Below are 20,375 nucleotides of genomic sequence, written 5' to 3'. Positions count from 1 at the left end.
TGCCGCGCGTTGCCATTTTTAAATCTTTATATGAGGAGCAGGCGCATGCTGCACAATCCGATCTATGAGATCCACGACCGGCGGTTTCGCCGTCTCATCGTCAAGAACGCCGATCTGGAGGAGCTCTATACCGGCTGTCGCTGGGCGGAGGGGCCGGTTTGGTTTGCCGATGCCAATTGTCTCGTGTGGAGCGACATTCCGAACCAGCGGATGCTGCGCTGGGTGCCGGATGGCGGCGTCTCGACCTTTCGCGCGCCGTCCAACTTCACCAATGGCAATACCCGCGACCGGCAGGGGCGGCTCGTCTCCTGCGAGCACGGCACGCGCCGTGTCACCCGCACTGAAATCGACGGGACGATCACCGTCCTGGCCGACAGCTATCAGGGCAAGCGCCTCAATTCGCCCAATGATGTGGTGGTGCGCTCGGACGGCTCGGTATGGTTCACCGATCCAACCTACGGCATCCTCTCCGATTACGAGGGCTACAAGGCCGAGCCGGAGCAGGCGGCGCACAACGTCTTCCGGCTCGATCCCCAAACGGGAACGCTCGAATCCGTCGTGGACGATTTCGTTCAACCGAACGGGCTCGCCTTTTCGCCTGACGAGAGCAAGCTCTACATCGCCGATTCAGGAGGGAGCAATGACGAGGCCCTGCCGCGCCACATCCGGGTCTTCGATGTCGAAGACGGCAAGCGCCTGATCAACGGCCGGCTGTTCTGCACCATCGGCAAGGGCGTGCCGGACGGGATGCGGGTGGATACGGAGGGGAATGTATGGACCAGCGCCGGCGATGGCGTGCAGTGTTTTGCGCCGGATGGCACGCTCCTAGGCAAGATTCTGGTGCCGCAGGTGGTGGCGAACGTCACCTTCGGTGGTCCGCGCCGCAACCGCTTGTTCATCGCAGCGACGAAGTCGGTCTATTCGGTTTATGTCACGGCAACGGGCGCGCAGGTCCCTTGATATGGGGTGACGGCCGTCACTTTCTGCGGGTAGACTGAACAAGAAGTATCGCGAACGGGAGGAGTGACCGCATGAGCAAGGAACGGATCGGTTTCATCGGCGTCGGGCTGATGGGACACGGCATGGCCAAGAACATCGTCGAGAAGGGCTGGCCTCTGACCGTGCTCGGACATCGCAACCGCGCGCCGGTCGAGGACCTGAAAGCCCGTGGCGCGGCAGAAGCGACGAGCGCGCGCGACCTTGCCGAAAAGAGCGATATCGTGGTGATCTGCGTTACCGGCAGTCCGCAGGTGGAGGCCGCCATCAAGGGGCCGGAAGGATTGGCATCGGCCGGCAAGCCGCTGCTCATCTGCGACTGCTCCACATCCGAACCTTCCTCCACGATCAGGCTTGCCGCAGACCTTGCGCCCAAGGGCATCACGCTGATCGATGCGCCGCTCAGCCGCACGCCGAAGGATGCGGAGGCGGGCACGCTCGACGTCATGGTGGGCGGCGATCCGGCGGCGGTCGAGCGCGCCTGGCCGGTGCTCGAGGCCTTTGGCCAGCGCATCGTGAAGACCGGGCCGGTCGGCACCGGCCATACGATGAAGCTCCTCAACAATTTCGTCTCGATGGGCTATGCCGCGATCTATGCGGAGGCCCTGGCGCTCGGCGCCAAGGCGGGCATCACGCCCGCCGTCTTCGACAGCGTCATTCGCGGCGGCCGCATGGATTGCCTGTTCTACCAGACCTTCTTCAAATATGTCCTCGAACGCGACCGCGACGCGCACAAGTTCACGCTTGTCAATGCGCTGAAGGACACGACCTATCTCGCTGCCTTCGCCAATGCCGCCGGCCTTGCCAATCCGGTCGGCTCGGCCGTGCGCAACTCCTACGCGCTTGCCGTCAATACCGGCCATGCGGAGGACTATGTGCCGATGCTCTCCGACATCGTGGCTGAGATGAACGGGGTCAAGCTGTTAACGGAATGAATTTCGGGTGCCGTCAGGCTGCTTTCCCCTTTCGATAAAGCCAGTCCATGAGGATCGGCGTCAGATACATCGGGATCTGGTAGCAGCCGATGAAGAGCAGCAGTGGGTCGATGACGCTCGCCGGCAGTGCGGTGAGGAACAGCGCGATATTGCGGTTGCCGGCGATGATGCCAAGCGGTGCGGCCAGATGCTTCCTGCCGGCCCGGCGCAGGAGAAGGGCGACGGCGATCTGCAGGCCGAAATTTCCTGCGAAGGCGACCGCGAGCGCTACCATGAAAGTGGATGGTGTCTCCCAGATCGCCGGGCCGACGGCCGACATCAGCCCGACGACGACCACCGCCATGGCAATTGCCGAAAGGCCGTCGATCGCGGCGATCGTGCGTAGCGAAGGCGTCTTCAGGAAAAACCAGCGGATCGTAAATGCCGCGACGGCGGCGAGCGCGATGATGGCGAGCAGCCGGCCGGCGGCCGAGAGCACCTGCGCCACGTCGCCGAGCGCCGGCGAAAGCCAGAAGACAGGGATGACGGTCAGTGGCAGCAGCGCGGTGCCGATGACAAGCTGGCGCAGGGCTGGTGCGGGGTCATTACCTGTCAATATGGTCAGGTTCGGACTACCGGAGATGGGAGAGGCCGCCATCATCAGCACCAGGGCGGTTGCCAGCGCTCCCGTCCAGCCGGCGAGGTGGAAGACAAGGAGCGCCGCAAGCGGCAACGCCATCTGGAAGAGCAGGGCGATGCCGATCGAATTGCCGAGATCGCGCAAGGCGCCCACCGCCTGACGGGGGCCGACGCGAAGCGCGGCGATGAAAAGAAGAAGAGCGATCAACTCGCCGATCCACGGCCGCATGGCGAGCGCGAAGCCGGGAAGGGCGATGCCGACGGCAAGGCCGAGCACGAGAATGAGGCGGCCATGGCGTGCCGCATGGGCCAGCGCATCAACGAGGATCATTCCGCATCATCCGCCGGCCGCCGTCTGGCGCATATTGTCGGGCAGCCAGGTGGCAAGTTCCGGAAAGGCGATCAGCAGGAACACCATCATCAGCATGATAGCGAACATCGGCAGGGCGGCACGCGCGATGAAGCTCATCTCATGACCCGTCATCCCTTGCAGGACGAACAGGTTGAAGCCGATCGGCGGGGTGATCTGCGCCATCTCCACCACCAGCACCACGAAGATGCCGAACCAGATGATGTCGATGCCGGCCTGGCGGATCATCGGCTCGACGACGGCTATGGTGAGGACGACGATTGAGATGCCGTCGAGGAAACAGCCGAGAATAATGTAGAAGGCCATCAGCACTAAAAGGAGCTCGAAGCGTGAAAGCTCCATGGCTGCAATCGCCGCCGCCAAGCCCCGCGGCAGGCCGGTGAAGCCCATGGCGAGCGACAGGAAGGCGGCGCCCGCGAGGATCAGGGCGATCATCGCCGAGGTGCGCACCGCGCCCATCAGCGTTTCGAAGAATGTCTTGATTGTGAGCGATCCCTGCCAGACGGCAAGGATGAGCGAGCCGATGACGCCGATCGCCGCCGCCTCCGTTGCCGTCGCGATGCCGGCATACATGGAGCCGATGACGAGCAGGATGAGGAGAAGGACCGGAATGAGGAAGCGTGACTGCCGGACCTTTTCCATTAAGGTCATCGGCGGCTCCGGTTGCGGATCATAGCTTTTGGAAAGCCGCGAGACGAGGCCGACATAGACCATGAACATCGCCGCCAGGACGAGGCCGGGAATGATGCCGGCGATGAAGAGCTTGGTGATCGATTCATTGATGCTGACGCCATAGACGATCAGAGTCAGCGATGGCGGGATCATCAGCCCCAGCGTCGCCGCGCCGGCGAGCGTGCCGATCACCATGCGTTCGGGATAATTGCGCCTGCGCAGTTCGGGGATTGTCATCTTGCCGACCGTGGTCAGCGTGGCGGCGGACGAGCCGGAAACTGCGGCGAAGACCGTGCAGCCGGCAATGTTGGTATGCATCAGTCCGCCGGGCAATCGCGCCATCCAGGGCGACAGGCCCTTGAACATGTCCTCCGAGAGGCGTGTGCGGTAAAGGATCTCGCCCATCCAGATGAACATCGGCAGCGCCGTCAGCGACCAGGAGGAGGCCGAGCGCCACATCACCGTCATCATGGCGTCGCCGATCGGGCGGTTGGTAAATATCTCCATGCCGAAATAGGCGACGCCCAGCAGGGCAAGGCCGATCCAGACGCCCGAGCCGAGGAGGACGAACAGGACAAGCAAGAAGAGGCCGATGGCGTAGAACTGTTCCATCTATTCAGCCCTGCTCTGTTCGGTGAGGTCGGCGCGGATATTGTCGCGGCGGGTAAGCAACAGCGTCACCAGATTGTCGATGAAACAGATCGCGAGAATGACGGCGCCGATCGCCACCGGCGTCTGGACGATCCACAAGGGCGTTGCATCCTGACCCTGACTGACATCGTGCAGCTTGCGCGACCAGTAGACGGTCTTGACCGCGAACCATGCGAGGTAGCTGGACGCCACGGAAGCGATGGCGAGGCACCACAACTCGCCCCAGAAGCGCCGCTCGCCCAATGCGCTCAACAACAGATTGACGCGGATATGCGCCCCGCGGTTGAGCGTGTGGGCGAACGCCAGGAAGGATGCGGCGGCCATCAGATAGCCGGCATATTCGCTGGAACCGGGAAACGGAATGCCGGCCCAGCGGGCGATCACCTGGAGGCTGATGACGAGGAGGATGGCGACCAGGCAGATGGCGGCCAGGGCTCCGGCCCCGTCATAGACAGTATCGAGGCTGCGGCGGATGATATGCGCGGCTTTGGGCATTCCGGATCCTTCGGACCAGATAGGAGACGCCCCGGACGGGGCTCTGGGCTACTATTCGGCGCGATAGGCGTCGATGATTGCCTTGCCGTCCTCGCCGGCGTTTTGCAGCCACTCGTCCGTCATCGTCTTGCCGAAGCCGGCGAGCTCTTCTTTGAGCATTTCGCTCGGCTGCGAGACCTTCATGCCGTTCTCCGCCAGCGTCTTGAGATAGCCGGCCGATAATTCCTGAGACTTTTTCGTGCCCTCGGCGGCGATCTTGTCGCCGCAATCCGAGACCGCCTTCTGCGTCGCCTCGTCGAGATCGTCCCAGGTGTCCTTGTTGATGAAGACGACATTGCGCGGCAGCCAGGCCTGAACGTCATAGAAATGCGTCAGGCTTTCCCAGGCCTTGGAATCGACGCCCGTCGATCCCGACGAGATGAAGCTCTCCACCACGCCGGTCGCCAGTGCCTGGCTGAGCTCAGCTGCCTCGATCTGCACCGGCGCCATGCCGGCCAGTTCGGCGATGCGGGCGGTCGCCGCATTATAGGCGCGGAACTTCACGCCCTTCATATCGGCGACGGAGTTGACTTCCTTCTTGAAATAGAAGCCCTGCGGTGGCCACGGCACGGCATAAACATAGACGAGGTTCTGATCCTCCAGGGCCTTGGCGACCTTGTCGCGCGCCGCGTTCCACAGCTTGTCCGATGCTTCATAGGAGGTGGCGAGGAAGGGAATGGAATCGACGCCGAAAAGTGGGTTCTCATTGGCATGGGCGGAAATCAGGCGTTCGCCGATCGGCGCCTGGCCCGTCTGCACCGCGCGCTTGATATCGTTGCCGCTGAACAGCGAACCGTTGGGATGGGTGACGATCTCGATATCTCCGCCTGTCCCTTCGCCCACGCATTTGGCGAAGGCGGCCGCGTTCTCGGAGTGGAAGTTGGTGGCGGGATAGGCGAGCGGCATATCCCATTTTTCGGCATTGGCGGTACCCGCTGTCATCACGGCGGCAACCGTCGAGGCGAGGAAGATCGAAAAACGCGTCATCTCATTGATGCTCCCATTGTTGGCAAATGTGTCGTGTGGTTCCCTGATTTTTCGATTCTTATTGGAAACGAGAAGGCGCATAGGGTGCAAGGTCTAAATTCGGTGTCTTGCCCGAAATGAGCTGCGCCAATATGCGTCCGGTCTTAGGCCCGCCGGTGAGACCGATATGATGATGGCCGAAGCCGAGATAGGCGCCCTTGGCGCCGGGCACTTCGCCGATCAGCGGGATCGAATCGGCGGGCGCCGGGCGGTGTCCCATCCACTCGGTCTCCTTCTTCCAGGCGAGGCCCGGTATGACCGCCTCGATCTGCTTGATGAGCAGGTCAAATGGCGCGCGGGAAGCGGGGGCATCAAGCCCACCGAACTCGACGATGCCGGCAAGCCTGAGCCGTCCGTCCATTGGCGTGACCACGAACTTGCCCGACGCAACCATCACCGGCGAGCGTGGCATGATATTTGGCTCCCAGAGTTCGACGTGATAGCCGCGTTCGCTTTCGAGCGGCACATCGAGCCCGAGCTTGCGGCAAAGCGGCTTCGACCAGACGCCGGTCGCCAGTACAACGGTCGAGCAGGGAAGCGTTTCGCCACCAATGCGCACGCCGGTCACGCGGCCGTTTTCGCGCACGACGTCACTGACTTCACCCTTGATGATACGTCCGCCATTTGCAGCGACATAGGCGGCGAGGTCCTTGACATAGCGGCCCGGATCGCTGATGCGGCCATGATTGCCGAGGCGCACGGCGAAGTCGAAATCAGGGGCAAGGGCGGGATCGTATTTGCGGACGAGCCGGCCTTCCAACTCGTCCCAGCGGAAGCCGTTGTCGCGGCGGATAGACCAGCCGAAGGCGTCGCTCTCGAAATGCGCGCGGTCACGATAGACGAAGACATAATCCGTGGGCGTCAGCCATTTTTCCGCGCCGGTGCCGTGGCTGAGTGCCTGGTGATCGGCAAGGCTGTCGCCGACGATCGGCGCGAGGGCCGTGGCGATCCGCCCGACATCCTCCGGCGTGCAATGCTTGAGATAGGCGCGCAGCCAGGGCGTCAGCCTGGGCAGATAGGACCATTTCAGGAAAAGCGGCTGATCGGGGTCGAGCAGCATGCGCGGCGCCTTGCGCAGCAGGCCCGGCACGGTAACGGGAACGACGGCGCTGGAGGCGAGCACACCGCCATTGCCATAGCTCGTGCCGTCGCCGGGCTCGCCGCGATCGACAAGGATGACGTCGTGGCCGTCGCGCAGCAGCCAGATGGCCGTCGAGACGCCAACGATGCCAGCGCCGATGACGATGACGGGCAGCTTCTTCCCGGCCTTCTCCGTCATCAGGCCACCCATTCCGAAACGGGCGCCGCAGCCTCGTCAAGCGGTTGGGTGATGATATCGACGAGCGTCGGTTCACCTGTTTCGAGCGCCCGCTTCAAAACCGCTTCAAGTTCCGCCGGGTCTTCCACCTTCCAGCTTTTCAACCCATAGGCGGAAGCGACGGCGGCGTGGTTCGTTCGGGTGAAATCGACATTGTGGAAGCGCTCGCCAAAGCCCGAGCGCTGCCCGGCCTTGATCCAGCCATAGACGCCGTTGGAAATCGTGATGAAGGTGATCGGCATCCGGTAACGCACGACGGTTTCCAGCTCACCGACGCTCATGCCGAATGAGCCGTCGCCCATTACCGCGACAGTCTTGACATCCGGCCGCCCGACATGCGCGCCGATCGCCGCGCCCATTGCGTAGCCGAGCGCGCCATGGGCGCGATTGGTAATGAAGTGCCGACCGGCAGATGGCCAGCGATAATGAGCCGAGAAATAGGGGCAGGGCGTGCCGGGATCGGCGCAGATGATCGCATCCGGGCCAAGCAGGCGCTGCAACGTGGCGATCACCCGTTCCGGCCGGATCGGCGTCTCGCTTGAGGCGGCCAGCGGCTCGAACGCGGCAAGCTTCTTCCGCCACGCAGCACCAGCGCGCTCCATGCCGTCATTCGCTCCCTTGACGCCGCGCCTCTTGAGCTCGGCGAGAATGGCTTCGAGCGCCAGCCGCGCATCGGCGACAATGGCCGCCTCGGTCGGATAATTAGCGCCGATCACCGCTGGATCGGAATCGATATGGACGATCCTTGCGCCGGGCGCCGGGTTGCGCCAGCGCTCCGTCGTGACGGAGCCGGCGCGGCAGCCAATGAAGAGAACAAGGTCGGCCTCCTCGACGATGGCACGCGTTGATGCAACGCCGCCATTGGAGCCGACGACGCCGACGGCACGCGGATCGGTCTCAGCGATCGCACCCTGGCCGGAAACCGTGGTCGCCACCGGCAGGTCGAGCAGGGCGGCGATCTCCGCCAAAGGTGCCATGGCATTCGCCAGCACGACGCCACCGCCACAGATGACGAGCGCCCGCCTGGCCGAAACCAGCGCATCGACGGTCGCTTCGATTGCACCGCGTTCAGGCGCGACCGGCAGGGCTGGGAAGGTCTGGTGGCGCGGGTCGGCCCAGATCTCATCCGGCGTCACGGGTGCTTTCTGCGTATCAAAGGGAAGCGCCAGATGCACGGCGCCCGGACGGCCAGTCATCATTTCGCGGAAGGCCCGGCGCACCATCGCCGGCAGGCGCTGGGCATCATCGAGCGAGGCATTCCATTTGGTCACCGGCCTGAACAGAGCGACCTGGTCGAGCTCGGTCAGCGGGTAGCGGCCATGCGAGGTGGTCGATACATCACTGTTGATCGCCAGCACGGGAACGGAGCTTTCATTCGCTTCCACCACTCCAGGCAGAATGTAAGTGGCTCCGCCGCCCGACGGCCCTTCGCAGACGCCCGGTCGCCCGGTCACGCGCGCATAGGCATCGGCCATATAGGCGGCGTGGCGCTCGTCGCGGGTGAGAAGATGGGTGATGCCGTGATCGAGCCGAAACAGCGCATCGTAGAGCGGCAGCGTCGTGTCGCCGCAAAGGCCGAACATGTGTTTCACGCCATAGGCGTCGAGCATCCTCACCATCGCCTCGGCGCCGGTCAGGGTATTTTGTGAAAGCGGTGAATTCATCGTGTTGGATACCATGGGAAGTGTCGATCGAGCGTGGAATGAACCAGCTTCCCGATCGATGGGAAAAACTGTATACAGGCCTGAATACTGGTTTGAGAGGTGAAGCGAGTCAAGCCGTGAATAGAGAAGCAACGGAGCCGCGCACTCAAGAAGGTCTGGTGGAGACGCTCTACTCCGACATCCGGGCGATGGCGGTCGATTTCCGGTTGCGGCCGGGGGAGCGCGTCAACGAGGTGGCGCTGTCGCGCGCGCTCAATGCCAGCCGCACGCCGCTGCGCGAGGCGCTGAACCGGCTGGTGGCGGAAGGTTTCCTGACCTTCGAGAGCGGCAAGGGTTTCTTTTGCCGGACCTATTCCGTCACGGAGATTCAGGATCTTTACCAGCTGCGCCAGGCGATCGAGCGCTTTGCCGTCCAACTGGCGGTCGAGCGCGCGAGCGATGGTGCGCTCGCTGAGCTCGGCCGCTTTCTCGACCGCACTGCGGGCGAGGAGGGCCGCTCGCCGGAAGAATTGCTGGCATGGGATGAGCATTTCCACGAGACGATTGCCGATCTTGCCGGCAACGCTGAACTGCTGCGCACACTCGGGAATATCAACGCACGCATCCGCTTCTTCCGTTGGGTGGATATGGAGAGCCGCCGCGGCCGTACCCAAGGCGAGCACCGCGCAATCCTGTCAGCGATCGCGGCGCGCGATGCCACCTCCGCCAGCGCGCTGATGGATGGACATATCGTCCGGCGGCGGGAAGAGATCGCGCGGGCGGTCAGGGAATGCCACGCGCGGCTTTTTGCCGACGAGGATTACAGGACACCGGAGTTCAAGACGATGGATGAGCTATGAAGGCGAGAGGCGGCAAATCGATCTATGGCGCAGCGGTCGGCATCCTGATGCTCGACGCGCGCTTTCCCCGCATTGTTGGCGACATGGGCAACGCGCTGACCTGGCCGTTTCCCGTTCATTACAAGATCGTCCGCGGGGCCTCGCCCGATCGCGTGGTGCGGAGGAACGCCGAAGGCCTGCTCGATGTGTTCATCGGCGCGGCGCGTGAACTCGTGGCCGACGGCGTCGACGGCATCACCAATTGCGGGTTTCTGTCGCTGTTCCAGGAGGAGCTAGCGGACGCCGTGGGCGTGCCGGTGGCGACTTCGTCGCTGATGCAGGTCTCACTCGTCAACCGGCTTCTGCCGAAGACGAAACGCGCCGGCATCCTGACGATCTCCGCCTCGACGCTGACCCCACTGCATCTGAAAAAGGCCGGCGTACCGGCCGGTACGCCGATCAGCTCGACGGAGGCGGGAACTGAATTCACCCGCGTCATCCTCGGCAATGAAGAGGAGCTCGATGTCGAGGCGGCGCGTCGGGATAATGTGGAAGCCGCGTTGCAGCTTGCCCGCGCCAATGCCGATCTCGGCGCGATTGTGCTCGAATGCACCAATATGATCCCCTACGCGGCCGACATTCGCGAGGTCACCGGCCTGCCGGTTTTCTCGATTGCCAGCTTTGTGGAATGGTTTCAGAGTTCGCTGCAGCCGCGGCGGTTCCGGCTGACATCGGCGTAGACATTTTCGTCAACTGGACGGCTCGGACCGTTCGGACTCCGCCAGATAATCGATGACGGCCCGGACGGCAGGCAGCTGTCCGCGTCGATGCGGCGTCAGGATCGTCGTCGTGATCGTATTCTCGAACCAGTCGGGCAGGACATGGACCAGCTCACCGCGATCGAGGCTTTCTCGCGCGATCGTCTCCGGTACGCACACGATGCCAAGCCCCGTTTTCGCCGCCTGCAGCAGCATGCCGGCTTCATCGGTTGCGAAGCTGGAGCGCGGGGTAATCACGATCTCTTCGTTCGCCCGGTTGTGCAGCAGCCAGTGCTTCACCGTGAGGCTTCCATTGACGCCGTCGTGTTCTGCCAGTTCCCGTGGCGTATGCGGCACGCCGTGGCGGTCGAGATAGGCAGGTGCCGCCACCAGGATGGTCCGTTCAACCGACATCCGCCTCTGCACGAGGCCGGAATCCGGCAGAGGGGATCTATGGCTGCGCACCGCGATATCGAAATTCTCATGAACAAGGTCCACGAAACGGTCGGTGACGTGCAATTGGACCTCAATTTTCGGGTAGGCCCGCAAGAGTCCCGGCAGCCGATCGGCGAGCCGGAATTGCGCGACGGGGACCGACGTGGTGATTCTGACGATGCCGATGGGCTCGGCCATTCGGCGGCGCACGACGTCATGCGCCGCTTCGGCTTCGATGATCGCGGCGCGGGCATGGTCGTAGAACTCGCGCCCCATTTCAGTAAGCGTGAAGCTGCGCGAAGTGCGGTGGATGAGGCGAACGTCGAGTTCGGCTTCGAGTTCCGCCACCCGCTTGCTGATGGTGGATTTCGGCGAGCCGAGCCGCCTGGCCGCTGCAGCGAATCCGCCGCTTTCCACCGCTTGAACGAACATCCGGAGATCATTGAGATTGAGCATGACGATCGTCCATGAATGGAGACTTTAAGGCGATAACATAGGGTCTACAGGAGCAACGTCCATGAATCTATGTTTTCCAGCAGGGAATGAACCCTCGCACAGGCAAATATGGAGACAGAAATGGTACCGATCCTCTTTTACGGCATCCCTTCGGGATGCTCCTTCGGTTCGATCGTCGCGCTGGAATGGCTGGGTGAGCCCTATCGGCTCTGCCGCATCGACATGATGAGCGAGGTGATCGGGAGCGATGCCTATCGGCGCATCAACCCCGTCGCCGAAACGCCGGCATTGATGACGGAGGAGGGCGCTATCATCAGCGAAAGCATGGCGGTCCTGAATCATCTCGCCGCCCGGGGCATCGACAAGGGGTTAGGCTACAAGCAGGGCACGCTGGAGTTCGACCGCCTCAACCAGATGCTGGCCTATCTCAACACCAGTCTCTTCAGCGGTTTCGCCCCGCTCTGGTATGCTCTCGAACATGGGCTGGAAGGTGCGGAGAAGCAGGCGCTGCGGGCCTATGGCTCGGCCATCCTGGCCAAGGTGCACGCCGATCTGCAGGCGGCGATCGGCGATCGCGACTGGCTGCTCGGCGACCATCGGTCGCTGGCGGACGCCTATTTCGCAGGCATCGCCCGCTGGACGAAATATCACGACGTGATCGACCGCCGCGACTATCCGGCGCTTCAGCGATTGTTCGATAAGCTGGAAGCCGATCCGGCGGTCCGGTTCGCCCATGCCATCGAGCGCGGTGAAGCGCCTGCCGGGAATGGCGCTTTCAGGGGCGAGATTTCGCTCGACGATGCACTCGACACTCTGAGACAGGCTGCCTGAAAAAGGACCGGATAGGACTGTTCACCGGAACTCGGTTCCGGTGAACAGCCTGATGCCGGAACTATCTCACAAAAGATCTCGATTGGTTGATCCATTCGATCGTTTCGCGGTGGGGCATCGGCTTTGCGAAATAATGGCCCTGCATGATCAAGCAGCCGAGCTGCCGCAAGATATTCCGGCTCGCCTCCGTCTCGACGCCCTCGGCGACCACCTCGATCCCGAGCGACTTGCCGAGGGTGATGATGGACTGCACGACATTGCGGTCGTCGGCGGAACCGGCGATGCCGCGCACGAAGGAGCCGTCGATCTTGATGCGGTCGACATGCAATTGCCGCAGCGACGACATCGAGGAGTAGCCGACCCCGAAATCGTCCACGGCGATCCGCACGCCCGCTTTTGCCAAAGCGGTGAGCTTGTCCTGCACCGCGCGGATATCCTTGGCGGTATCCTCGGTGATCTCGATCTCCAGCATGGACGGGGGCAGATCGAGCTTACGCAGCTTTGTGATGATCAGATTGTCGACCGCGATCTGCGAGATCTCGCGCGGAGAGATGTTCATCGCTATCCGCAGATGGGTGAGATCCATGGCGCGAAGAGTCTGCATCATCGTGCACACGTCACGCAGGATATAGCGGAAGAGTGGTTCCGCCAGTCCCGAGAATGATGCGACCGTGACGAGATCGGTGGGGGAGATCCAGCCATGTCTCGGATGGTTCCACCGCACAAGCGCTTCGAGATCCGTGAGCTTGCGTCCTCCCTCGCTAAGGATAGGCTGAAACCAGACCTCCAGCGCATCATTGGTCATCGCGTTGGCGAGATCGCGCTCGATGTCGCGCCGCATCGCGAGGTGGTCGCGCAAATCGTCATCGAACACATAGTGCCGGTTGCGCCCTTGCGCCTTCGCCCGATAGAGAGCCGCATCCGCCCGCACCAGCATTTCGTCCACATCCAGTTGATCTGATGTGCAGACGCCGATGCTGATGCCGATCCGGCCGGCATCGAAGCTGGCGAATGGAATGGAGACCGTCGCGATCAGCTTGGTGGCCAGGATCGATGGTGTTTCCTCGCAGAGCGCCGGGTCCAGCAGGATGGCGAATTCGTCCCCACCCAGGCGCGCTACGAGAACGTGGCCCGGAAGGCTTTCCCGGAGCCTTCTGCCGACTTCCACCAGAACCCGGTCGCCCGCCTTGTGTCCGAAGGCATCGTTGATGGGTTTGAAACCATCGAGATCGAGAAGCATGAGCGCAAAGCTGGTGGTGCCGGACGATGCGAAACATGCGGCCTCTTGCATGAACCCGCTGCGGTTGAGGAGCCCGGTCAGCGGATCATGAGTGGCGCGGTATTCCATCTCGGTCGCGGCCCTGGTCGCCTGATCCTTGGCTGCCGCGAGCGATTCCGCCATCGCCGTCGCTTCATTTTTCAACCTGCTGGATTGCCGGAACAATGCCTCGCTTTCCCGGGCTCCGCGTGTCAGTGCCGCGAGATAAAGGATGGTCGTCCCCGCCAGGCAGTAGCGATCGAACCCGCCTGCATAGACAAGGCAGACGGCGACGGACAACAGAACCGGGACAATATAACAGATCGGCATTCGCGCATAAGCAAAACCGTGGGTTATGGCGCCTGCGGTAATGCCGCAGAGAACGGTCAGGTAGAAAATCGATTGCGGAGCGGTGTAGCCGTCGCACAGGACGGCGATAAAGGCCCAGACGACGCCCGACACGCCGGCCATGGCAGATTGCAGGAAAAGATGCCGCTTGACCGACGCCGGATCGAAGTTCTTCGGCTCGGCGGGCTTGTCCGCGTCGAGCGGCCGTACGGGAAACCGGCACAAAACGACCCGGGCGCCATTGACGAGGCTGGATGTGAGAAACCACCACAATCCCGCCAGCCCGTTCCCATAATAGAAAGCCACGAGCACGCTGGTCAGGCCGAGAACGAAGCTCACCGGGATGGAGATCAACATGCTGCGGCGCACTGCCATCAGCTGGTCGGCAAGGATCAGATGTTGCACGGGCAGCCTACTCGTTTCGGGTGGCGTTCGTCACCTTACCTACCAGAATTGCATTGTTTTGGGGAAGGTTGGTCCACCTATTTGTGAACAACTATTGGTGGTTGCGAGCCTCAGATCGGCTGCATGCGGCGCATGTCGGAGAGCTGGCGCTTCATCTGGTGGACGCGGGCCTGATGCTCCGGCGAGCGGCGCATGGCGACGCTGGTGGAGAGGATGTCGATGACGACGAGCGCCGCGATGCGGGAGATCATCGGCGTATACATATTGGTGTTTTCCAGTGTCTCGACGATCAGCGATACGTCGCAATAATTCGTCAGCGGGGAGTCCGAGCCGGTGAGGCAGATGACGGTCGCGCCGCTGTCGCGGGCGATGCGGGCGATCTCGATGATCGAGCGCGTCGTGCCGGTGTTGGAGATCACGAAGGCCACTTCGCCCGGCTTCATCATCGAGGCGACCATGACCTGCTGGTGGGAATCGAGTTCCGCGGCGCAGGGGACGCCGAAGAGTGGAAATTTCTGCTGCGCGTCACGCGCGACGATACCCGAAGCGCCGAAGCCGAAGAAGACGATCGATCTCGCCGCCGTCAGCACGTCGATCGCCTTGTTGAGCGCCTGCTTGTCGAGGCGCGATCGTGCCCAGTCGAGGCTGGTCATCGTATAGTCGAAGATCTTTTCGGCGACCGTTTCCGGCTGGTCGGTGTCGAGCAGGACGGAATGGGTCGCGGGTGTGCCGAGCGCCAGGCTCTGGGCAAGGCGGATCTTGAAATCGGGAAAACCGCTGCAGCCGATCGCGGTGGTGAAACGCAGAACGGTCGGCTGGCTCACCTCGGCAAGCGCCGCCGTTTCGCCGACCGTGGCGTTGAGAATGCGGCGCGGGTCTTCCAGCACGACATCCGCCACCTTGCGGTCGGACTTGCGCAATTCGGGCCGCATGGTGCGGATGACCTCGATGATGTTCCGCCCACCCTGGTTCCGACTGTCGATGCGCGAATCCGTATCCATATGTCTGCCCTTCTGAGGAGACTCTATGTCAGGGTCCATTCGAAGGCAATCGCCTGCCTTGCTCGCTCGATCCTGACGTCGTCCAAAGATTGTGCCATGGAATCAATCAGTTCTGGCTCGATCGTGTTGAAATCGAAAAGGCCGTAGTGGTGAGCGATCATGTTGGGCGCGCGGATTGCGCGCGTAAGTTCCACCGCTTCCGCCAAACTCAGATTGCCCGGAACGCCTTGCGAGGAGAGTTCCTGTCGGCGGCCATTGACCGGCAGCAGCGCGATATCAGGCCGATGCGGTGATACCTCCTCGACCTGCCCGTCGAAAGGGATCGTATCCCCGGAATGCCAGAGCGTCACGTCCTGGCCTTTGATGAGGAAACCGAGAAAGCGATGATTGCCATCCGCGTCCCGCTCGATCGTCTCGTGTGCCGCGCGGGTCGGAATGACCTCAAGGCCGTCCCCGAGGCTGATCGTTTCTCCGGCGTCCACGAAACGCGTGCGCGTTTCAGGCAGACCTGAGCGCTCCAGTGCGGCGGCGCGCACGGCGCGGGGCGCGATCAGCGCGGTGGCCGGATTGGCGGCGAAAAGCGCCGGCAGGGTGCCCGGATCCATGTGATCCGTGTGAGCATGGGTGCAAAGCACGTAATCGGCGCCCATAAGCTCCGCCGGCGCGATCGGCGGCGGCATCATCCTCCGGTGCGGGTAGCGCGCGCCGCGATATTTGATTGCGAGGGAATCGGAAAGATAGGGATCAATGACGAGACGCTTACCGGCGATGTCGATGACGAAGCCCGCCTGGCCGAGCCAGTAGAAGGTTGCGCCTGGGCCCGGCTTGCCGGCAAGAACAAGGGCAAGCGCCCCTTCGAATGGCTTTTCGCGAAGCATTCCCGCCATCGTCCGTTCCATTAGTTTTGTAATGCGGAGAGAAGATTATCGGCGGCAATGCGCGTGGCGCGATCGACGCTCTCCGCCGTGAAGCCGCCGATATGGCTGGTCGCGATCACCCGCGGATGGGCGGCGAGGCGGAGATCGACCGGCGGCTCGGGTTCGAAAACGTCGGTCGCATAGCATCCGATCCGCCCGAGGTCGAGCGCCTCGATCAGTGCATCCTCGTCGACCAGCCGCGCACGGGCCGTATTGACGAGCAAAAGCCCGTCGCGGAGCGACGAGAGCCGCTGGCGATCGAGAAGCGCGGAGCCGTCCTTCGGCAGGGGGCAATGCAGGGAGAGGATCTCGGCGCTCGCGACGATCTCATCGATGTCGCGATAGGCGAAATGCGTGGACGGCAGGTCGAGATTGGGGCGGAGCGGATCATAGGCGATCACGCTCGCGCCCAGCGCCACGACCATGCGCGCCACCTCGCGACCGATCGCGCCGCAGCCGATGATGCCGACGGTTCGGCCATGGATTTCCAAGCCGCGCACCCGCGGCCAGTTGCCGGCCTTGATGCCGGCATCGGCGAGCGGAATGGCGCGCAGCGCGCTGAACGTGAGGCCGATGGTGAGCTCGGCCACGCCGAGCGCATTGGCGCCCTCGGCGATCATCACCTTCACCCCGCGCTTCGCCAGCACATCAACCGGTAGATTGTCGATGCCGACGCCATTGCGGCTGATGACCCTGAGGTTTGCCGCCGCCTCGATGACGCGCGGGGTTACCGGCTCGACGCCGGCCAGCCAGCCGACGCAGTCGGGCACGAGCTGGAGCAATTCACCCTCGGTCGGCGTCTGGCCCGCCTTGGAATAGACGATATCGAAGCCGTTCTCCCGCAACCGCTCGATATCCGGGTGCGGTTCCGCGGTCAGCGAGCGGGGGGTGACGAGAATTCGGGCGTTGGCGTTCATCGTCCTGCGGCCTCGTGTGCGATGTCGGAAATGTGGTCGAAGGAAGGGCCGGAAGTGGGGATGTCGATCGCGAAGACTTCGGCGATCACCTGCGTCCAGCCATGGATAAAATAGGTCCAGCCGTCCTCGATCTGCAGCGCGCGCGCTTTCCCCTGTGCCCGCGCCTGATCGAGGAAGACGAGATCGCCACGATAGTTAAGGTCCCAGACGACCGCCTTTTCGGGAAAAATGGCCGCATCGGACAGCGGCGAACCGGGCGCGTCCTTGCCGAGGCCGGTTGCGTTGATGACGAGCGAGCCCGGCTTGAGGCCGGCGAGCACTGCATCATTGTCCTCCGGCTTCGGGGCAAGCACATAGTCGACAGGAACATCGCTTTCGATGCTTGCGTGGATGCGTTTGATCTCGTCGAGCCGGTGCTTGCTGCGGTTGGAGACCACGATGCGGCCGGGCACGTCCCCGCCGCGCGCCCGGCGCATCAGGTGCCAGGTGATCGCGATCGTCGAGCCGCCTGCGCCCATGGAGAAGAGGTCCGCCCCGGTGCGCTCGAAATGGCCCTCGCTCAAAAAGCCGTCGATCGCGAGCCCCGAGGAGATCGGATCCTTGGCATGGCAGACGAGCTTGCCGTCGCGCTTTGAAATGCAGCTCGTCTCGCCCATCAGCAAGGCGTGCGGGTCGATGATGCCGAAGAGATCCTTGCAGGCGGCGAAGAGATCGATCTTGTGGGTGGTGACGAGGGCGCCCATGGAAAGCGGATCGTCGCGGATGAATTCCACGGCGGCGCGATAGGCGGCCGGATCGTCATGCAGTTTGAAATCGATGCCTTTGATGACGGCGTCCTTTAGGCCGAGATATTCCGCCCAGGCTGGGAAAACCTTCATGATCGAGCTTTTGCCCGTGGTGACGCCGATGAAATAAAGCGTCGGCTGGGTTGCTGGCTGATATTGCGTCACGCGCGTTTCTCCAAGGCTTCCTTGGCCGTCTTCACGGCTGCCGCCGCATTGCGGGAAATCTCCGCGAAACGGCCTTCGCGAATATCTTCCGTCTTGGCGATCCATGTGCCGCCGACGGCTATCACCTGTTTGACCGCGAGCCACTCGCCGATCGTCGCTTCGGTTACGCCGCCGGTCGGGATGAAGCGCATGCCGAGATGAGCGAAGGGCGCGGCGATGCCGGAAAGCGCCTTCGGCCCGCCCGCCACGCCGGCCGGGAAGAACTTCGCCAGACGAACGCCGCGTGCGCTGGCGAGTGTCAGGTCCGTCGGTGTCATGATGCCAGGGCAGAAAGGCAGGCTCGCAGCCTTGGCGGCTTCGACGATTTCGGGATCGTAGCCTGGCGCGAGCGCGAAGCGGGCGCCGCAGTCAATCGCGCGCTTTAGGCTGCCCTTGTCGAGGATCGTTCCGGCGCCGATGCAGAGCTCCGGCCGCGCGTCGCGGATGGCGGCCAGGACATCGGCAGCCGCTTGCGTGCGGAAGGTAATTTCCGCGACCGGAAGCCCGCCTTCGAGAAGCGCATCGGCGAGCGGCACGGCGTCCGAGGCGCGCTCGATGGCGATGACGGGCACGACGCCGAGACCGGCGATCAGGTTGATGGGATTTTCCATGAATTGTTCTCCTTGCGGGCTGTTCGACCGGCTCATGCGTATCGTTTCATCAGGGCGGCAGCCGTTTCGCTATTGCGGGGGCGATAATCCCGGTTCTCGACGAGGGTCCAGCCGCCATTGCCATCGGTCTTCACTCGGTGCCGCATGCCGTTCGAGGCTTCGATGATGCCATAGTCCTGACCGCTGTCTGAGGGATAGGCGAAGACCATCACCAGATCCTCGTCGCCGACATTGATGGAACGGTGGATCCAGTAGGGCGGCACGTAGCAGATGGTCTGCGGTCCGATCTCCACGATGCGGGTTTCGCCCTCGGGCGATTCGAGCTGCATCAGGCCTTTTCCCTTCTGGCCGAAATAGATTTCCGGGCGATCCGCCTTGGCGTGGATGTGACCGCGGGTGAGAAAGAATTCGTCACTGACGCGGCCGGGGCTCATACGCGTGACGCCGTAGATCAGGTCGCCGGCACGGTCGCTCGGCCGGAAATCCTCGACCGCATAGACGACGGGATTGCCGAGCTTTTCCGTCAGATTCGCATGGGCGGCGGCGTCCTCATAAAGACCGGCGAGGTCGCTCAGCCGCTTCTCATAGCGTCCTGTATTGCCGCTCATGCCGCCCTTGTCTGCGTCAACGATGCTCGTGACCGGTTCTCTCAACATATCCATCTCCAATTTAGGTAGTAAAATTACATAAAATATTGCTGATGAACGCACAAGCAGAAATTTGCGGCACGAACATGCCAAAAAATTTTGAATATTTATGTTGACGATGAAAAATTTGGTAACTACGCTACATAAATGCCAGGAGGAAATGGCTCGCGATGGAACGCGCTCACCCGGAGGAGAAATCATGACCCGCAGAAAGAACACTATCCGCAACGTCGCCTTGGCCGCCGCCGTATCGCTGCTTGCGATCGGCTCGGCGCAGGCAGCCGACTGCAAGATCGGCATTTCCATGAAAACGCTCGATGCGCCTTATTTCGCCGCGCAGGAAGTAGCGGCGAAGAAACATGCCGAGGAACTCGGCTGCGAGGTGATCACGGCCGATGCGCAGAATGATCTCAACAAGCAGATCGCCGACATCGAGGACATGGTCGCGCAGGGCATAGGCGCGCTCATCGTCAATCCGCGCGACAGCAAGGGCATGGTTCCGGCGGTCAATGCCGCTTCGGCGGCAGGGGTGAAGGTATTCGTAATCGATTCGACGCTCGATCCGGCCGCGAACTTCGTAACGCTGGTTCAGTCCTCCAACAGCCGCAACGGCATGCTTGTCGGCCAGTGGCTGGCCGACCAGACGAAGGGCAAGGATCTGAAGATCGCGCTCCTGTCCGGCGATAAGGGCAATGAAGTCGGCCAGGAGCGTCGTCTCGGCGTGCTTGCCGGACTGCTCGAAGGCCAGCTCAGGAACGAAGGTCGCGCGCGCGTCGAAATCGTCGGCCAGGGCTGGGGCCTGTGGGGCCATGAAGGCGGCCTCAAGGCCATGGAAGATCTTCTGGTCGCCAACCCGGATATCAATGTCGTGCTGGGCGAGAACGATTCCATGGTGCTCGGCGCGAAGAAGGCGCTGGAACAGGCGGGCCGACTCGATGGGGTGCTTCTGGTTGCCGCCGCCGACGGCCAGAAGGAAGCGCTCGCGATGATCAAGGAAGGTGGCTACGGCGCGACCGGCCTCAACGATCCAGCGCTCGTCGCCTCCACCGCGGTCGACCTTGCCAAGAAGGCGCTCGATGGCGATCTGCCGGCCGACACGCCGAAGATCACCTATACGACGCCGGTGGCCATCATCAAGGGCAATGTCGATCAGTATTACAAGCCCGACGCCGTATTCTGATTGCCCAGTCTCCCGAAGCC

The 20,375-nt window shown here is 62.7% G+C and carries 20 protein-coding genes; 6 read left to right on the top strand and 14 right to left on the bottom strand.

Annotation, left to right across the window (positions count from 1 at the left end):
- Positions 1–45: 45 nt before the first annotated feature.
- Positions 46–960, top strand: coding sequence for an SMP-30/gluconolactonase/LRE family protein (locus ATN84_RS23520; protein WP_068884935.1), 915 nt, complete (start codon positions 46–48; stop codon positions 958–960).
- A 71-nt stretch (positions 961–1,031) separates the two neighbouring features.
- On the top strand, positions 1,032–1,931 hold the full coding sequence (locus tag ATN84_RS23515; RefSeq protein ID WP_068884934.1) for an NAD(P)-dependent oxidoreductase: 900 nt from the start codon (positions 1,032–1,034) through the stop codon (positions 1,929–1,931).
- Between the two features lie 13 nt (positions 1,932–1,944).
- On the opposite strand, the gene ATN84_RS23510 is transcribed toward ATN84_RS23515, so the two are convergent.
- From ATN84_RS23510 to ATN84_RS23485, 6 genes are read right to left on the bottom strand one after another with little or no spacing between them, the layout of a single operon-like run.
- Positions 1,945–2,880, bottom strand: a complete 936-nt coding sequence (locus tag ATN84_RS23510; RefSeq protein ID WP_068884933.1) for a hypothetical protein — start codon at positions 2,878–2,880, stop codon at positions 1,945–1,947.
- Between the two features lie 6 nt (positions 2,881–2,886).
- Complete coding sequence (locus ATN84_RS23505; protein ID WP_068884932.1) at positions 2,887–4,203, bottom strand: TRAP transporter large permease; 1,317 nt, start codon at positions 4,201–4,203, stop codon at positions 2,887–2,889.
- Positions 4,204–4,737 carry a TRAP transporter small permease gene (locus tag ATN84_RS23500; RefSeq protein ID WP_068884931.1) on the bottom strand — a complete coding sequence of 178 codons (534 nt, stop codon included), beginning with the start codon at positions 4,735–4,737 and terminating at the stop codon, positions 4,204–4,206.
- A gap of 51 nt (positions 4,738–4,788) precedes the next feature.
- Positions 4,789–5,763, bottom strand: coding sequence for a TRAP transporter substrate-binding protein (locus ATN84_RS23495; RefSeq protein WP_068884930.1), 975 nt, complete (start codon positions 5,761–5,763; stop codon positions 4,789–4,791).
- A gap of 58 nt (positions 5,764–5,821) precedes the next feature.
- A complete protein-coding gene (locus tag ATN84_RS23490; protein ID WP_068884929.1) occupies positions 5,822–7,081 on the bottom strand; it encodes an NAD(P)/FAD-dependent oxidoreductase in 1,260 nt (419 codons plus the stop codon).
- Positions 7,081–8,799 carry a thiamine pyrophosphate-binding protein gene (locus ATN84_RS23485; protein ID WP_244491189.1) on the bottom strand — a complete coding sequence of 573 codons (1,719 nt, stop codon included), beginning with the start codon at positions 8,797–8,799 and terminating at the stop codon, positions 7,081–7,083. The genes ATN84_RS23490 and ATN84_RS23485 overlap by 1 nt, the downstream gene beginning before the upstream one ends.
- Positions 8,800–8,900: 101 nt before the next feature.
- On the opposite strand from ATN84_RS23485, the gene ATN84_RS23480 reads away from it, so the two are divergent.
- Complete coding sequence (locus ATN84_RS23480; RefSeq protein WP_201026434.1) at positions 8,901–9,623, top strand: GntR family transcriptional regulator; 723 nt, start codon at positions 8,901–8,903, stop codon at positions 9,621–9,623.
- The gene (locus tag ATN84_RS23475; protein WP_068884927.1) at positions 9,620–10,342 is read left to right on the top strand and encodes an aspartate/glutamate racemase family protein; all 723 of its coding nucleotides are present in this window, start codon (positions 9,620–9,622) and stop codon (positions 10,340–10,342) included. The genes ATN84_RS23480 and ATN84_RS23475 overlap by 4 nt, the downstream gene beginning before the upstream one ends.
- 9 nt (positions 10,343–10,351) lie before the next feature.
- Here the strand turns inward: ATN84_RS23475 and ATN84_RS23470 are convergent, their stop codons facing one another.
- Positions 10,352–11,257, bottom strand: coding sequence for a LysR family transcriptional regulator (locus ATN84_RS23470; RefSeq protein ID WP_068884926.1), 906 nt, complete (start codon positions 11,255–11,257; stop codon positions 10,352–10,354).
- A gap of 114 nt (positions 11,258–11,371) precedes the next feature.
- Here ATN84_RS23470 and ATN84_RS23465 point away from each other — a divergent pair, with 114 nt between their 5' ends.
- Entirely contained in the window at positions 11,372–12,082 is a 711-nt protein-coding gene (locus ATN84_RS23465; protein ID WP_068884925.1) for a glutathione S-transferase family protein, read from the top strand.
- Between the two features lie 61 nt (positions 12,083–12,143).
- Here the strand turns inward: ATN84_RS23465 and ATN84_RS23460 are convergent, their stop codons facing one another.
- From ATN84_RS23460 to ATN84_RS23430, 7 genes are all read right to left on the bottom strand, one after another.
- Complete coding sequence (locus ATN84_RS23460) at positions 12,144–14,093, bottom strand: putative bifunctional diguanylate cyclase/phosphodiesterase (RefSeq protein ID WP_244491188.1); 1,950 nt, start codon at positions 14,091–14,093, stop codon at positions 12,144–12,146.
- A 110-nt stretch (positions 14,094–14,203) separates the two neighbouring features.
- Positions 14,204–15,094 (bottom strand): SIS domain-containing protein, encoded by an 891-nt coding sequence (locus ATN84_RS23455; protein WP_068884924.1) that lies wholly within the window; start codon positions 15,092–15,094, stop codon positions 14,204–14,206.
- 23 nt (positions 15,095–15,117) lie between these two features.
- Complete coding sequence (locus ATN84_RS23450; protein WP_244491187.1) at positions 15,118–15,981, bottom strand: MBL fold metallo-hydrolase; 864 nt, start codon at positions 15,979–15,981, stop codon at positions 15,118–15,120.
- A gap of 11 nt (positions 15,982–15,992) precedes the next feature.
- Complete coding sequence (locus tag ATN84_RS23445; protein ID WP_068884923.1) at positions 15,993–16,928, bottom strand: phosphoglycerate dehydrogenase; 936 nt, start codon at positions 16,926–16,928, stop codon at positions 15,993–15,995.
- Positions 16,925–17,878, bottom strand: coding sequence for a shikimate dehydrogenase family protein (locus tag ATN84_RS23440; protein WP_068884922.1), 954 nt, complete (start codon positions 17,876–17,878; stop codon positions 16,925–16,927). Before ATN84_RS23440 ends, ATN84_RS23445 begins: the two co-directional genes overlap by 4 nt.
- Positions 17,875–18,528 (bottom strand): bifunctional 4-hydroxy-2-oxoglutarate aldolase/2-dehydro-3-deoxy-phosphogluconate aldolase, encoded by a 654-nt coding sequence (gene eda, locus ATN84_RS23435; protein ID WP_068884921.1) that lies wholly within the window; start codon positions 18,526–18,528, stop codon positions 17,875–17,877. Before eda ends, ATN84_RS23440 begins: the two co-directional genes overlap by 4 nt.
- A 32-nt stretch (positions 18,529–18,560) precedes the next feature.
- Positions 18,561–19,190: a glucose-6-phosphate isomerase gene (locus ATN84_RS23430; RefSeq protein WP_068884920.1), complete on the bottom strand. Its 630-nt coding sequence runs from the start codon at positions 19,188–19,190 to the stop codon at positions 18,561–18,563.
- Between the two features lie 184 nt (positions 19,191–19,374).
- On the opposite strand from ATN84_RS23430, the gene ATN84_RS23425 reads away from it, so the two are divergent.
- Positions 19,375–20,355, top strand: a complete 981-nt coding sequence (locus ATN84_RS23425) for a sugar ABC transporter substrate-binding protein (protein WP_068884919.1) — start codon at positions 19,375–19,377, stop codon at positions 20,353–20,355.
- Positions 20,356–20,375 lie beyond the last annotated feature (20 nt).

The sequence above is a fragment of the Paramesorhizobium deserti genome, assembly GCF_001558695.1.
Classification (GTDB): Bacteria; Pseudomonadota; Alphaproteobacteria; order Rhizobiales; family Rhizobiaceae; genus Paramesorhizobium; species Paramesorhizobium deserti.
The sequence above is the reverse complement of the archived record's forward strand: the minus strand, read 5'-3'. Positions and strand labels throughout refer to the sequence as shown.

Excerpts from the sequence above, each read along its gene's own strand:
- ATN84_RS23505 (WP_068884932.1), bottom strand. The coding sequence starts at position 4,203 with ATGGAACAGTTCTACGCCATCGGCCTCTTCTTGCTTGTCCTGTTCGTC.
- ATN84_RS23475 (WP_068884927.1), top strand. The coding sequence starts at position 9,620 with ATGAAGGCGAGAGGCGGCAAATCGATCTATGGCGCAGCGGTCGGCATC.
- ATN84_RS23450 (WP_244491187.1), bottom strand. The coding sequence starts at position 15,981 with ATGGCGGGAATGCTTCGCGAAAAGCCATTCGAAGGGGCGCTTGCCCTT.
- ATN84_RS23445 (WP_068884923.1), bottom strand. The coding sequence starts at position 16,928 with ATGAACGCCAACGCCCGAATTCTCGTCACCCCCCGCTCGCTGACCGCG.
- ATN84_RS23495 (WP_068884930.1), bottom strand. The coding sequence starts at position 5,763 with ATGACGCGTTTTTCGATCTTCCTCGCCTCGACGGTTGCCGCCGTGATG.
- ATN84_RS23430 (WP_068884920.1), bottom strand. The coding sequence starts at position 19,190 with ATGGATATGTTGAGAGAACCGGTCACGAGCATCGTTGACGCAGACAAG.
- ATN84_RS23485 (WP_244491189.1), bottom strand. The coding sequence starts at position 8,799 with ATGGTATCCAACACGATGAATTCACCGCTTTCACAAAATACCCTGACC.
- ATN84_RS23425 (WP_068884919.1), top strand. The coding sequence starts at position 19,375 with ATGACCCGCAGAAAGAACACTATCCGCAACGTCGCCTTGGCCGCCGCC.
- ATN84_RS23510 (WP_068884933.1), bottom strand. The coding sequence starts at position 2,880 with ATGATCCTCGTTGATGCGCTGGCCCATGCGGCACGCCATGGCCGCCTC.
- ATN84_RS23465 (WP_068884925.1), top strand. The coding sequence starts at position 11,372 with ATGGTACCGATCCTCTTTTACGGCATCCCTTCGGGATGCTCCTTCGGT.
- ATN84_RS23500 (WP_068884931.1), bottom strand. The coding sequence starts at position 4,737 with ATGCCCAAAGCCGCGCATATCATCCGCCGCAGCCTCGATACTGTCTAT.
- ATN84_RS23520 (WP_068884935.1), top strand. The coding sequence starts at position 46 with ATGCTGCACAATCCGATCTATGAGATCCACGACCGGCGGTTTCGCCGT.
- eda (WP_068884921.1), bottom strand. The coding sequence starts at position 18,528 with ATGGAAAATCCCATCAACCTGATCGCCGGTCTCGGCGTCGTGCCCGTC.
- ATN84_RS23490 (WP_068884929.1), bottom strand. The coding sequence starts at position 7,081 with ATGACGGAGAAGGCCGGGAAGAAGCTGCCCGTCATCGTCATCGGCGCT.
- ATN84_RS23455 (WP_068884924.1), bottom strand. The coding sequence starts at position 15,094 with ATGGATACGGATTCGCGCATCGACAGTCGGAACCAGGGTGGGCGGAAC.
- ATN84_RS23515 (WP_068884934.1), top strand. The coding sequence starts at position 1,032 with ATGAGCAAGGAACGGATCGGTTTCATCGGCGTCGGGCTGATGGGACAC.